General features: G+C 67.9%; 10 protein-coding genes. 4 read left to right on the forward strand and 6 right to left on the reverse strand.

All coding sequences use genetic code 11. From position 1 onward, the window contains the following. Positions 1-3 precede the first annotated feature (3 nt). Positions 4-798, reverse strand: a complete 795-nt coding sequence (locus ABZ909_RS37130) for an alpha/beta hydrolase (protein WP_357009661.1) — start codon at positions 796-798, stop codon at positions 4-6. Positions 799-1,088: 290 nt separating this feature from the next. On the opposite strand from ABZ909_RS37130, the gene ABZ909_RS37135 reads away from it, so the two are divergent. Beyond that, the gene (locus ABZ909_RS37135; RefSeq protein ID WP_357009664.1) at positions 1,089-3,800 is read left to right on the forward strand and encodes an AAA family ATPase; all 2,712 of its coding nucleotides are present in this window, start codon (positions 1,089-1,091) and stop codon (positions 3,798-3,800) included. 25 nt (positions 3,801-3,825) lie between these two features. On the opposite strand, the gene ABZ909_RS37140 is transcribed toward ABZ909_RS37135, so the two are convergent. From ABZ909_RS37140 to ABZ909_RS37150, 3 genes are all read right to left on the reverse strand, one after another. After that, a complete protein-coding gene (locus ABZ909_RS37140) occupies positions 3,826-6,564 on the reverse strand; it encodes a LuxR family transcriptional regulator (RefSeq protein WP_357009666.1) in 2,739 nt (912 codons plus the stop codon). 232 nt (positions 6,565-6,796) lie between these two features. Next, the gene (locus ABZ909_RS37145) at positions 6,797-7,189 is read right to left on the reverse strand and encodes a PIN domain-containing protein (RefSeq protein WP_357009668.1); all 393 of its coding nucleotides are present in this window, start codon (positions 7,187-7,189) and stop codon (positions 6,797-6,799) included. Then, positions 7,186-7,437: an AbrB/MazE/SpoVT family DNA-binding domain-containing protein gene (locus tag ABZ909_RS37150; protein WP_357009671.1), complete on the reverse strand. Its 252-nt coding sequence runs from the start codon at positions 7,435-7,437 to the stop codon at positions 7,186-7,188. The genes ABZ909_RS37145 and ABZ909_RS37150 overlap by 4 nt, the downstream gene beginning before the upstream one ends. A 481-nt stretch (positions 7,438-7,918) precedes the next feature. Here ABZ909_RS37150 and ABZ909_RS37155 point away from each other — a divergent pair, with 481 nt between their 5' ends. The 3 genes from ABZ909_RS37155 to ABZ909_RS37165 are packed head-to-tail and all read left to right on the forward strand — an operon-like array spanning position 7,919 to position 11,582. After that, entirely contained in the window at positions 7,919-8,926 is a 1,008-nt protein-coding gene (locus ABZ909_RS37155; RefSeq protein ID WP_357009674.1) for an SGNH/GDSL hydrolase family protein, read from the forward strand. A gap of 57 nt (positions 8,927-8,983) precedes the next feature. Beyond that, on the forward strand, positions 8,984-10,540 hold the full coding sequence (locus ABZ909_RS37160; protein WP_357009677.1) for a glycosyltransferase family 39 protein: 1,557 nt from the start codon (positions 8,984-8,986) through the stop codon (positions 10,538-10,540). 31 nt (positions 10,541-10,571) lie between these two features. Beyond that, positions 10,572-11,582: an SGNH/GDSL hydrolase family protein gene (locus ABZ909_RS37165; RefSeq protein ID WP_357009679.1), complete on the forward strand. Its 1,011-nt coding sequence runs from the start codon at positions 10,572-10,574 to the stop codon at positions 11,580-11,582. Between the two features lie 13 nt (positions 11,583-11,595). Here ABZ909_RS37165 and ABZ909_RS37170 read toward each other — a convergent pair whose 3' ends face one another. Continuing rightward, positions 11,596-12,564: an SDR family NAD(P)-dependent oxidoreductase gene (locus tag ABZ909_RS37170; RefSeq protein ID WP_357009681.1), complete on the reverse strand. Its 969-nt coding sequence runs from the start codon at positions 12,562-12,564 to the stop codon at positions 11,596-11,598. Between the two features lie 34 nt (positions 12,565-12,598). Next, positions 12,599-14,014: a glycoside hydrolase family 27 protein gene (locus tag ABZ909_RS37175; RefSeq protein ID WP_357009684.1), complete on the reverse strand. Its 1,416-nt coding sequence runs from the start codon at positions 14,012-14,014 to the stop codon at positions 12,599-12,601. Between the last annotated feature and the right edge of the window lie 11 nt (positions 14,015-14,025).

Consider the following 14,025-nt stretch of genomic DNA (forward strand, 5'->3'; position numbering starts at 1 on the left):
CGCTCAGTCTGCTGTGGTCATGGCTGCTATGCCGTTGGCGGCCAGCCAGGTCAGGACATGATCGGCGACCGAACGCCACCCGCTGTCGAACACGAGCGAGTGGCCACGATCAGCGAACTGCTTCAGATCGGTCACCGCGGGTGAATCGCCGTACAACTTGTATACCGAGCGAGTGACGGCATCCGAAACCATCCGATCCTCCTGCCCGGAGATCAGCAACAGCGGTCCACGCGCAGGGTTGGCCGTGTTCACGATGGTGCCGACCGACCCGATGTCGAGACGAGCGAACCCGAGGTCCGCGAGAAGCCCGAGTGGCGCTGGCGCTGCGTACCGTTCGAAGAGTTGCTCGGCTTCCGTCTCACCGACCGCATTGGCGACAACGTCGCGGAAGTCGGCCCGGGACAGCTGCCCGGACTCCAGATGCCCCGCGCCGGGTTGAAACGAGGCATCGCTCAGCGGTACCCCATCAACCGGCAACGGGGCGACCGCAACCGCCGCACAGCCCAGACCCGCGCCGAGGAGTTGCTGGGCGATGAGGCCACCGGCCGAGTGCCCGATGAGCACCGGCGGGTTGTCGTAGGAGAGAACGATCTTTTCGTAATGGGAGCTGAGCGCTGCGAGCCCGAGGTCCTCGAACGTGCCCTCCGCGAAGCGGGCCTGTGCCGCGGTGTCGGATTCGCCGGGCCAGCCCGGGATGCGCACCGCGAAACCGTGCGAGGCGAACCTCTGCGCCCAGCCTTGCAAAGACGACATGTGGAACCATGCACCGTGGATGAGGACTACATGGGTTTGTTTCACGAACCGACCTTCCGATTGCACGACGATCTGCCGCTGGCGCAGTGACTTCCCTCGAGGATCACCGATCGGCAGCCCTACGGAAACCGTCGAATGACTGAAGAAAACGACTCGGCAGGCCGTGTACCGGGCGTATGTCGGTTCGGGCCCGTCCCCATCCCGAGAGGCGAGCCCGCTCGGCGGGGTCGACAGGCCGCTCGGTCCCCCGGAGGTCAGCGGTTCGAATCTGTGGTGAAACCCTGGAAGGGTAGGCGCTGGAAAAAACGCGGATATCCACCCGCAGAGAGATCGTGATGTTGTTTGGGCGAAGTACGGAGTGCGCGAGACTGGACACCCTGCTGACAGCGGCGCGGGATGGGCGTAGCGATGCGCTCGTCATACTGGGTGAGGCAGGCGTCGGGAAGACCGCGCTGCTCGACTATGCCCGGCATGCCGTCAGGGATGTCCGGATCTTGCGAGTCGCCGGCATCGAGTCCGAAATGGAACTGCCCTACGCTGCCCTTCACCAGCTTTGCCTGCCACTGTTGGACGGAGTCGATCGGCTGCCGACGCCCCAGTCCGACGCGCTGGCAACCACATTCGGCTTGCGAGCCGGCGAAGCACCTACCCCGTTCCTCGTCGGGCTCGGCGTGCTCAACCTGCTCGCTGAGGCAGCACGCGAGCAGTCGCTGCTGTGCATCGTCGACGACGCGCACTGGCTCGACGACGCCTCGGCGCAAGTGGTGGCGTTTGTGGCACGTCGGCTACGAGCCGAGTCGACCCTCCTGCTGATCGCGAGCCGGGAACCGATTCCGAGCATGCGAGGCCTGAACGAACTAACGGTTCAGGGTCTCGACGCGGACGCCGCGCTCCGACTATTGAATTCGGCGCTGCGCTGGCCGCTCGACGGCGGCGTCCGCGCCGCGATCCTCGCTGAGGCCCGAGGCAATCCGCTGGCGCTGCTCGAGCTCGCGCTCACCTCACCCGACCGCCTCGCAGGCGGTTTCGGCCTGTTCGACGCCTCCGCCCTGACTGGACGGATCGAGGAGAGCTTCCTGAGACGGATCGCCGAGCTGCCCGCCGACTCTCAGGAACTGCTCTTGCTCGCGGCCGCCGACTCGACGGGCGATCCGGTGCTGATCTGGCGGGCCGCGGCAGTCCTCGGACTGGGCCCAGGAGCCGCGGACGCCGCTGAGGAAGCTGCGTTGCTCACTGTGGGAGTCCGGATCGCATTTCGCCATCCGTTGATACGTTCTGCCGTCTACCACGCCGCCACGCCGGATGCCAGGCGCCGGATCCACCGGGCCCTTGCCGAGGCGACGTCAGGGGATGCCGATCCGGACCGCCGTGCGTGGCATCTCGCCCACGCCACCGAGAACCCCGACGAGACGGTGGCCGCAGAGTTGGCGGCCTCGGCGGACCGAGCCCAGGCCCGCGGCGGATTGGCCGCCGCTGCGGCGTTCCGTGAACGCGCGGCGGCATTGACGGCAGACCCGGCACTCCGTGCCGACCGCGAATTCGCCGCAGCCAGGGACAAATACCATTCGGGCGCTCTGGACGGGGCTCGAATCCTGCTCGACAAGGCGGAGTCCGGCCCGTACGACGAGCTGCGATCAGCCCATATCGGGCAATTGCGGGGGTATCTGGCCTTCGCGACCGGCGACTCCGCCCGTGCCCCTGTGCTGTTATTGGAAACGGCACAACGGTTCGAACGGCTCGACCCGGTTCTATCCCGCGAGACCTACCTGGACGCCATCACCTACGCATTGCTGGCAGGCCGCTATGCCGACAAGGCGACGGTGCCGCACGTGGCCACCGCGGCGGCCACCGCACCTCGGCCGGACGGGACGCCGCGGCCGCAGGACCTTCTGCTCGACGCGTATGCCGTGCTGTTCACCGAAGGCCATGCCAAGGGGACCCCGCTGGTCCGGCATGCGCTGGATGCCTTTCGCCGCGACGACCTTTCGGGCGAAGAAGCGACGCGCTGGCTCATCATCGCAGCGCACGGGACGTACGAGGTCTGGGATGACGCGGCGTGGGAAGCGATCACCGAGCTGAACGTCCGTCATACCCGGGAGATAGGCGCGCTGACCATGTTGCCGGTCGTGATGACCCAGCGGATCGCCGCGCATCTGCACGCCGGCGAGTTTCAGGCGGCGGCCGATCTGCTCGCGGAATCCAAGATCGTCGCCGAAGCAACCGGGATAGCCCGCCCCGCCTATGACGCGGCGGCGGTGGCCGCCTGGCGCGGCCGGACCGACGCTCGCGATCTGATCCGGGCCGCCCGAGCTACCGCGGCCGAGAGAGGCGAGGGCCTCGGATTCACCCTGGTCAATTACACGAACGCCGTCCTGCTCAACGGTTTCGGCCGTTTCACCGAGGCGAGGGATGCTGCCGCACTCGCCGCCGCAAACCCCGGGGAGACCGCGTTCGCGTCCTGGGCCTCGAGCGAGCTGGTCGAGGCGGCGGTCCGTTGCGGTGACCGAGCCGTCGCCGAGCAGGCCCTGGATCGACTCGTCAGAACCACCGCTCCCAGCGCGACCGACTGGGGATTGGGTATCGAGGCCCGCTCGCGTGCCTTGCTCAACGTAGGTTCCGCGGCCGAGGAGCTTTACCGTGAGGCGATAGATCGGCTCCGCCGCAGCCGTGGCGTGGTCGCGCTGGCACGCGCGCATCTGCTCTACGGCGAATGGCTGAGCGGACAGGACCGGTTGGTGGACGCCTCCGAACAGTTGAGCACGGCGCACTCGATATTCGTTCGGATCGGTGCCGAAGCTTTCGCTGAACGTGCGCACCTCGGACTCGCCGCGTGCGGCGTTTCGGTGCCGAAAACGTCCGCGCCGTCGACTGGTGAGTTGACCGAGCAGGAACGCCGGATTGCCGAGCGTGCACGGGATGGGCGTTCGAACGCGGAGATCGGGGCAGAGCTGTTCCTCAGTGCCAGGACGATCGAGTGGCACCTACGCAAGGTGTTCGCCAAGCTCGGCATCGGCTCGCGCCGAGAGCTGCGTGCAGTCCTTTCATAGTCCATTTCCGAGGATCCCCTCGAGGTCATCGATCGGAGAGGGCGCCGTCGAGCTCGCGACGAGAGGACACGCCCAGTTTGGTGAACACCTTGCGCAGATGCCATTCGACGGTCCGAGGACTGAGGAACAGCTCGGCGCCGATCTCGACGTTCGGGCGTCCGGCGGCCGCGAGCCGGGCGATCTGCGCCTCCTGCGGAGTCAGCACCGGCGTTCCGACGGTCCGCTTGCGGACCGTCGCACCGGTGGCGAACAGCTCGCGCCGGGCTCGTTCCGCGAAGGCCTCCATGTCCATGGTCACGAACCCGTCGTAGGCGGCGCGCAACTCGTCGCGGGCTTGGGCCCGGCGGTTCCGGCGGCGCAGCCATTCTCCCAGGAGCAGCCGGGTCCGGGCCTCGAGCACACCGAGCCCGCCCCGACCGAAGTGGCCGATGGCCTCGCGGTAGCGATCCTCGGTCTGTTCGGCCGAGCGGGCCGATCCGGTTGCGTCGGTGAGCGCTTCGGCTAGGGCGTGCGCGCCGTGGGCCCAGGAGGTGCCTGTCCGAGCCCAGTCCGCCAGTCGGTCGCGTGCCTCGGCCGCGATGGTCTGCTCTCCGGTGCGAGCCGCTGCCTCGACGAGTTCACAGTCTGCCCAGTGGTTCAGGGCGAAGTCCTGATACTCCAGGGCATAACGAGCGGCTTCCAGTGCGCCCGAATAGTTTCCGAGCCCGTTGTGGAGCACCGCCCGCGCACACCCTCCGACGCCCAGCAGTCGGCCCAGGCCGCGCTGTTCACCGTCACGTTCCAGGATCTCGATCGCGCCCAACGCCTGTCGTTCTCTTCCCCGGTAGGCGGCGATCATGGCCGGGGCGAGCACGGTCGGGGACAGGCGCATGGAGTCCTCGGCGGCGGCCATCTCGGCGAGCAGGTCCCGCGTCTCGGCGAATCGCCCGGAGTGGATCAGGGCGACCATGTGGAAGTTCAATGCGGTCGGGATGAGCGACAACGTGCCGGTGGCCCGGGCGGTAGCGGCCGCGCGCTCCGTGATGCTCAGGCAGGTCTGAAGATCGCCCAACTCCACCGCGGCGGCAAACGCCAGCCACAGCACCCCCGGGTCGCCATCGGCGACGTGGTCACCAAGTGCCTTCTGCAGGAAGGGAATCGCCGCGCCGGGACCATCGGCGTAGAAGGTGGCGAACGCGCTCGAGAAGGCTCCCGCCAGGTCGTCGCCGGGCGGCAGGCCGAGGGCCGTCTCAATGGTCCGTGGTAACCCGTCGGGTTCGAGTCGTCCGGCCCACAGGGCCGCGCCGAGGGCCGACAGGCAGGTCGCGCGTGCGGCGGCGGGGTCGAGATCTCGGAGCTGGTTCGTGACGGCGAGCAGCGGCTGGACCGCACCGAGCCCTGGCTTGGCCTGGTACGACGCCATTGCTCGCAGCCGGGTGGCCTCCACTTGCTGCCGACGGTCCAGCGGCCCCAGCTCGGCGGCGGCGAGCAAGTCGGGTACCCGGGTCGGCGCGCCCGCCGCGAGATAGGTCCCGGCCGCCGCCAACATCCGCCGCCCCCGTTCCTCCCAGTCGGGAGTGAGCGTGGCGGCCCGTTCGAGGAAGGAGGCCGCCGCCGCTCTGCCACCGCGCGCCAGGGCTCGATCGGCCGAACGTTCCAGGGCGGCGGCGATCTGCTCGTCCGGCCCGACCGCGGCGTGGGCTCGATGCCAGGCTCGCCGGTCAGGGTCGCGCTCGGCGTCGGTGGCCTCGGCGAGTGCCTGGTGCGCCGCACGCAGCGCGGCGGCATCGGCACCGCGCCAGAGCGCCGAGCGCACCAGCGGATGCCGGAACCGCACCGCGGTTCCCAGGGTGATCAGGTTCGCGGCCTCGGCCGGTGCGGCGGCATCGAGCCCGATACCGAGCACGCGCAGGGCACGCCCGAGCAGCGGGCCGTCGCCGACGGGCTCGACTGCCGCGACCAGCAACAGGGTGCGGGTGTCGTCCGGCAGGGTGTCGATGCGTCGTCGGAAGCTGTCTTCGAGCCGGGTCTCCATCGGTGCGCCGCCCGGTCCGCCGAAGCCGAACGCCAACTCGGTCGGCGACAGATTGCGGGGGAGCTCCAGTAGAGCGAGCGGATTCCCGCCGGTCTCCGCGACGATCCGGTCCTGCACGCGGGCGTCGACCGGCCTCGGCAACGCACTGTCGAGGAGCGCCCGGGCGTCCTGGTCGGCGAGCCCGTACACGGGAAGGTCCGGCAGACCGGAAAGTTCTTCGGCACACTTCCCCTCGATGGTGCGCTCGGCGAAGATCATGGCCACCGACTCGGCGTCCAGCCGCCGCCCGACGAACGCCAGGATCCGCTGGGACATCAGGTCCAGCCATTGCGCGTCGTCGATCAGGCACAACAGCGGAGTCTCGGCCGCCGTCTCGGCGAACAGACCCAGAACCGCCATCCCGACCAGCAGCATCTCGGGGGGATGTCCCGCGCTCAGGCCGAACGCGACACGCAGCGCGTCCTGCTGCACCGGCGGCAGCCGGTCGATGCGTGAGAGCAGAGGAGCACAGAGTCGTTGCAGCCCTGAATACGCGAAATCGGACTCCGCTTCGACGCCGACCGTGCGCACGGTCTGCATGTGCGTCGCCTGTTCGGCCAGATGATCGAGCAGCGCCGATTTGCCGACCCCGGCCTCACCGCGCAGCACCAGTACCCCACTGCGCCCGTCGCGTACCTCGCGGAGCAGGCGGTCCAACGCCTCCAGCTCCCGATGCCGCCCGATCAGTTGGCGTTTCGCGTCCTGCAGCATGCCACCTCCGGTCAGAAGTTCTCCCGGAGGAGCCCCGCCTATCCTACGAACTGACCGAACCACCCTCGCGACTCAGCGCCAGGTGACGGAGGTGCGATGTACAACGATGGCGCTGGCGGTCGGCGATGTTGTTGATGCTCTCCGTGCCGCCCTGTAGCCGCGGGATCGGGGCCTCGTCGCATTCCCAACCGAATCCACCGGCACGGCAATCGAGTCCAACGCCACCGGGCGGTCAGGGCTCGATGCGGACTATCGTCTCGACCTTGCCGATGCCCTTGTCGAAGGAAGCGACGCTCGATCCGGGGGCAGCTTCTGCCAGAGCCACCAGATAAGCGTCGGCGAACGAAAGCCGATAGTGCTCGTAGACATCGATCGTCCTGATGAGCAGGGCCGGATTGTCGGTCACGATGTTCCGCGAACTGACCAGCACGCGCGCCAAGGCGGCAACCTGAGGTCTGGCTACCTGGTAGACGCTCTGCAGGACATAGACCGTCTCGGCCAGGATAATATCCGGCAGATGCAGTGAATCCGATTGCGCGAGAAAGGCGCTCGCGCGCTTCCCCATTTCGGGCGGATCCTGGGTGAGATGGCGGATGAGGATATTGGTGTCCAGAAAGACCGTCACGCCTCACCTTCTCGCCATTGCGATGCCCACGCGGCCTCGCGAATCTCCTCCCAGGACCGTCCGCGAACCTGAGGCGGCACCGGCACACTGCCAGCCAACTCGAGCAGGTCCGGAGTCCGTGCCAGCACCACAACCTGTCCCTCAATACGAAACAACACGTTGTCACCAACGTGCAGTTCGAGCGCGTCCCGAATCGCCTTGGGCACCGTTAGCTGGCCCTTCGACGTCAACCGAGCAACCGCGTCCATGAGTTCTCCTTACTTCATCCCTCTGGTAAGGATAACGTGGGCGCGGAAGGACGACACCGCGCTTCCTAGGAATTCCTGCGCTCCGGGCCGACCCTCGACGATCTCGGCCTGACACGCGATCGCGCCACCCCACGAGATATCGACTGGACGGTTTGGCCTTGGCCTTCCTCCTCGACACCAAATGTCGTGTCCGAACTGCGCAAAAAGAATGCGGACGAGAACGTGCTCGACCCCGCACGGTCGGCGCATTGTGTGTGGTTGATCGTGAGCCGCCACAGACGCGCGGGCCGCGGGTACGCGGGGTCACGGTCGAAACTGCCGTTACGCCTCGCCTGGGCCACTGTCGCGTGTACGGTTCCAACCCTGCAGACCAGGTGGTCCGTACCGATCAACTGCTTGCCGATGAAGTGAAATATAGATATTTTACTTTTCCTGGTCGAAGCCCGAATCGGCCTGGCTGTGGCTTGATGAGGATTCGCATTTGACCAGTTCATGGACAACAGGGAGGGCCGTTTTCCGGCCTCGACTGGCGGCCGCCGTCGTCGGCGTTCTCGCCGCGACGGTGTCGGCGGGTACGGCCGACGCCGAACCCGCACCGGCGCCGGGCCGCGCCCTCGTCGTGCTCGGTGACTCGTACACCGCGAACCCACCGTGCGATGCGGTGCTGGTGAAATGCTCGGACTCGAACAGCACCGGTTTGCGGGCCTGCCTCCACGGCCCTACCTCGTGGCCCGTCCAGCTGAGTGGACTGATGGGGGTAGCGGCCGAGGACTTCGAGAACAATTCGTGCTCGAGCGCGACGATCGATACCGGTCCGGTGACGTCGACCGGGCAGCAGGTCGCGGGCCGGGACGGATACACCCTGGCGCAGGAGGCGATCGAAGCCGCTCGGGACGGGTCGTTCGGGCCGCGTACCCAGGTGGTGGCGATCCAGCTGGGCTTCAACGACGCATGGCCGAAGGACGACGCGATCACCGCCGACGCGACCAGGGTCTTCACCTGTGTGTTCAACGTCCTCGAGGGCTGCGACGAGAACGCGGTGGCCGAGGGCCGGTGGCCGGCGCTCGATGCGATCACCGGAACGGCCTTCGCCGACCGCATTCGCAAAGTCGTCGACTACGTGAAGTACTACGCGCCGAACGCGAGGATCGAACTGGTCGGCTATCCCGAGGTGGCGCCGGAGGGCGCCTCGGAGTGGTGCTTCGACTTCCTCGGCCTCGTCCACTGGGTGCAGCCGCGGGCTCGCGCCATGGTCGAGTTCTGGAACCGGCTACAGGATGCGCAACGCGACGCGGCCGGGATTCTCCAGATCGACTTCGTCGATGTGAAGCAGGCGACCTCGGGTCACGGATTGTGCTCTGCCGATCCGTGGTTCAACGGCTTTCTGGATCCGCAGATAAACCTGGCCGGCTTGCCGTTCCATCCCTCACCCCGCGGGGACGCCGCCGTGGCCGCCACCGTCTACAGCCACGTGGCGCAAACCCACTGACACGGCCGCACCCCGCCCGGCCGGTCGTACCGCCGTGGCGCATCCATCGGAGAAGCAATGACGCTCACGTACACCCCAGAATCCGAATCGACCTCGGCGCCACCCGAATTCGCGTGGCGCGGTGTCCTGCTGGTCTCGGGGTTGATCACGCTCGTCTGGTCGGTCTCCGCGGCACGGTTCCAGCTCGCCGGTGACGAGCTGTACTACCTCGCGTGTGGTAGGCGACTGGCGGTCGATTACGTCGACAACGGACCGGTGATACCGCTGATCGCGCGGGCAGCCGACGTGATCGCCCCCGGATCGGTTCTCGCGCTGCGGATCCCGGGGTTGCTGCTGCTGATCGCGGTGTCCGTCCTCGCGGCGGCGGTGGCCCGCGAATGCGGTGCGCGGCCGCGCTACCAGATGCTCGCCGCGGCGGGGTACGCCGTCTCACCGTTCGTCGTCGCCTACACCGTGCTGGACAGCGTCGCATTGGACGTGGCGTTCCAGGCGTTGATCATCTGGCTGCTGGTTCGCTGGGTGCGCATCCGGCAGGACCGCTTGCTCATCGCCGCGGGTGTGGCGGCGGCGATCGACGTGCAGGACAAATGGCTGGTGCTGATGCTGGGGGCCTGTGTCGCCCTCGGCGTTCTCGCCGTCGGACCCCGCGAGGTCTTGCGCCGCCCCGCACTGTGGGCCGGGCTGTTGATCTTCGCGGCCGCCATGACGCCCGCCCTGCTGTGGCAGGCCTCCCACCATTGGCCACAGCTGGCGACCAACAGCGCCATCGCCCAGGAAACGGCGGGGAGCGACGGCGGACAGCTGGGGACGGTCGTGGCGATCATGGTGGTCACCGGATTCCTCGGCGGCGGGCTGGGCGTGCTGGGCCTGTACGGCCTGGCTCGGGAACCGAAGCTGCGGCCGTACCGGTTCGTGCTGATCGCCGCCCTGCTGATGGTGGTTCTGGTCGTCGTCGGGCACGGGCGGTCCTATTACGTCGCCGGGATCGTTCCCGCGATCTTCGGCGCGGGCGCGTCGACCCTGTCCGGATTCCTGGACATCGCGGGTACCCGCGCCCTGCTGCTGCGGCGGTTGTTCACCGGCCTCACCGTCCTCTCGGCGGTGCTGACCGCGTGCTTGGCGGTGCTCCCCTACCCCAAGAGCTGGATCGACGTGCCGGACACCGGCTACTGGGGCTTTCTGCAGCACTACGGCAACGACAACTGGGAGGACCTGGCCGACGCGGTGCACAAGGTGGCGATCGGCCTGCCGGCCGAGGAACAGGCCGGTGCCGTCGTCGTCACCGAGGCCTACAACGAGGCCGGGGCGCTCGACCACTACGGACGGTCCGAATGGATCCCACCGGTGTACAGCCCCAATCGTGGCTTCGCCGAATGGGGTCCGCCGCCGGACTCGGCCACGACCATCATGTACGTCGGCTACAACGACGGACCGGAGCTGCGGGCCTTCCTGGCCAATTTCGCCCACACCACACCGGCTTTGCAGATGGACAACCCGTTCGGCATCGCCGGACAGAATCACCACGTGACCGTGTTCGTCTGCCGCGAGCCCCTGGTTCCCATGTCGGTCGCTTGGCCGAAGTTGACCTATATGGTTGTCCCACCGGCCTCTTGAGCGAGAGTGCCGACGTCATCGAGGATTTGCATTGATCAGTTTCAGGACCAGCAGCGGGGCCGTGCTTCCACTCAGGCTGGCCGCCGCCGTCGCCGTTCTCGCCGCGGCCGGCTCGATAGGCACCGCCGCCGCCGACGAACCGGCTCCGGTCGAGGGCAAAACGCTTGTGGTCATGGGTGATTCGTTCGCCGCAAACCCGCCGTGTGATGGGGTCCTGGTGAAATGCGACGGCAACAACGACGTCGCGGCACACGAATGCCTGCACCGCGACACGTCCTGGCCCGTCCAGCTGAGCGCGCTCATGGGCGTCGCCGGAACCTCGGACTTCGAGAACGCCACGTGCACCAACGCGTCGATCGACAGCGGCCCCGTGACCTCGAGCGGGCAGCAGGTTCCGGGCCGCGACGGCTACACCCTGGCGCAGCTGGCGATCAAGGCCGCCAAGAGCGGGGCGTTCGGGCCACGCACCCAGGTGGTGGCGATCCAGCTGGGAGCCAACGACGAGTGGCCGCATGATTCGGCGACCACCGCCGATGCCCCCGCCCAATTGACCTGCGCGTTCAACGTCTCTCAGGGTTGCGACGCCGTCGCGGTGTCCCAGGGCCGATGGCCCGACCTCGACACGGTCAACGGACCGGCCTACGCCGACCGCATCCGCAAAGTCGTCGACTATGTGAAGTACTACGCCCCCAACGCCAAGATCGAGCTGGTCGGCTATCCCGAACTGGCCCCGGCGAACTCGACCGCCTGGTGTCTCGACGTCCTGGGCGTCTTCCGCTACGTCCAGCCCCGAGCCACTGCCATCAACGAATTCTGGAACCGCCTCGACGACGCCGAACGCGACGCCGCCCAAGCCCTTTCCATCGACTTCGTCGACGCCCGGACCCCCACCGCCGGCCACGGCCTCTGCTCCCCCGACCCCTGGCTCCTCTCCGTCCTGGACCCCAAGGTGAACCTGGTCGGTTTGCCCTTCCACCCCACTCCCCGCGGAGACACCGCGGTGGCCGCCGAGGTCCACAGCCGCATCACGCAGACCCATTGATCCGAAGTCACCGTTATCCCGCGTAGGCGGTTTTGCCGCCGTCGATCACCATCTGAGCGGCGGTCATGTACGGGAAGTCGTCGGAGGCCAGGGCCAGGGCGAAGGCGGCTATCTCGTCGGGGGTGGCCATCCGACGCAGGCCGGGGACGTGCTGTTTGCCGTAGACCTCGGCCATGGTCTTCCATACCTCGTCGGGGAGGTTCATCGCGCCTGCCGCGCGCCGGACCAGTTCGGTGTCGGTGGTGCCGGGGATGAGGGTGTTGATGCGAATGTTCTTGTCCGCGTAGTCGTGGGCCGCCGCTTGGACCATGCCGACCAGCCCGCGTTTGGCGGCGGTGTAGGCGGCCCGGCCCTCGGTGGTGGCGATGGCGTTGGACGAGGAGGTGACGACCACGACCCCGCCGCCACGGGCGATCAGGTGCGGGATCTCGTATTTCAAGGCCAGGAAGTTGCCGCGCAGGTCGGTGCCGACGACGTCGTCCCATTCGGCGGAGCTGTATTCGTGCAAGGCTTTCTGCAGCGTGATGCCCGCATTGTTGAAGCAGACGTCGAGCCCGCCGTACTTGTCGGCGACCGCGTCCACGAACTGGCGCACATCGGATTCCACCCGGACATCGGCCCGGATGTAGGTGGCTTCCCCGCCCGCCGCCCGAATCCGCTGCTCGACCTGGCGGCCGAGTTGTTCTCTGCGGCCACAGAATCCGACGTGCCCGCCCTCGGCGGCGAACATCAGGGCGGCCGAGCGGCCGATGCCGGAGGTGGCGCCGGTGATCAGCACTACCTTCCGGTCGAAACGCCGTGCGCCGGAAGGCTTTACCACGGGAGTCGGCGCTCCGCCCTGGACGAGGGCGATGCCGCCTGCCGCTCCCGCCGCCGCGGTGAGGGTCGCGGCGACTCCGGTGGTGGTGAGGAGCCGTCGCCTGCTGACTCCCGAGGCGGGGCCGGGTTCGGCGGCGGATTCGGGTTCAGTACTGGCATCCATAATGGATAGCGTAACTATCCGATAGTTCTACTGTCTACTCTCCGGACGGAATTGCCGCGCAGCCGGAACCGACCTCGAACATGGCCACCCCGTGCGCCGGAATATCGGCGGCGCTCAGCGCACCGGTGGTCGTGGTGTCGGTGTGCGTCCACAGATTGCGCACCGAGTAACACTCCGCCTGCCGCAATCCGGTTGCGGCCAGCCCTGTTTCGATGGTCACCGCCCGATCGCCGGGATTGAACACGGCCACCGCCACCGCGCCGCCGGCGAGCGGCTTGACCAGAATTCGCCCGTCCCCCGGCAGCGGCGTCGCCTGCGCCACCCGCGAATCCTGGTCCACGGCAATGACATCGGCATTGGTCAGCAGGGCGCGGGTCTGCTCGGACATCGCGCGCACATCGTTTCCGGCGATCAGCGGCGCCGCGAGCATGGCCCACAGCGAGAAGTGCGCGCGCTGCTCCTCGGGATCGAGGCTGAACTGCGGATCGCGCAGGCGGTCGATCACCTCGGGCGACAGATCGAACGACGTCTCGAGTTCCAGAATCTGGCGGGTGGTCAGCGTCCCGGCCAGCACATCGGCCGGATAGCCCGCCAGGTGGGCGCTGATGAATTCGGTCAGCGGCAGTCCGACCACCATCATGTCGGGGTCATTCCAGTAGCCGGGGCGGGTTCGGCGGGCCAGCGGTTCGGCGGCCCCCAGCTCGTCGGTGACGCCGATCAGGCCCCGCCCGGATCGGGTGGCCAGGTGTTGATCGGGCGACCCGTTGTGCCACAGCGGAATCAGATCCGCGGTATTGCGGGTCATATCCGAGATGGTCGACCAGTCGTAGTCCCCGCCGGCGTGCAGATTGCCGAAACTGTTCGGGTTGATGCTGTAGACGATCCGGCGCCCGCTGGCACGCAGGGCATCCCGCATGGCGGTGAAGGCGGGCACCTGCTCGGCGAGGTCGGCGTCGGCGCGGCACCAGTCGTATTTGAGGAAGTCGACGCCCCAGCCCGCGAAGGTCCGCGCATCCGCGGTCTCGTGCCCGCGCCCGGCATTGCCGGGCGTCTGCCCACAGGTTTCGTTGTAAGGGCTCGAGTACAGGCCCAGATACATGCCGCGCGCGTGCGCGTAGTCGGCGAGCGCGGCCATGCCGTGCGGAAACCGCCGCGGATCGGCCCGCAGGTTCCCGGCGGCGTCGCGTTTCGGCGCCGCCCATCCGGCATCCAGATTCACGTAGCGGTATCCGGCGTCGCGCATGCCGGAACCGACCATGGTGTCGATGACCTCGTGGATGTTCTGCTCGGTCAGCGGAATTCCGGAATTCCACGAATTCCAGCCCATGGGCGGGGTGAACCGGCCGCCGACCGCTGCGATCGGGGCCGGACGCGGCGGCGCGGCCGTGCTGTCGGCGGTCAGCAGCGCGGTGGCGACGACCAGCGCGAACGACAGGATTCCAACTCGCACGCCGGACGTCT

Source organism: Nocardia sp. NPDC046763 (assembly GCF_040645495.1).
Classification (GTDB): Bacteria; Actinomycetota; Actinomycetes; order Mycobacteriales; family Mycobacteriaceae; genus Nocardia.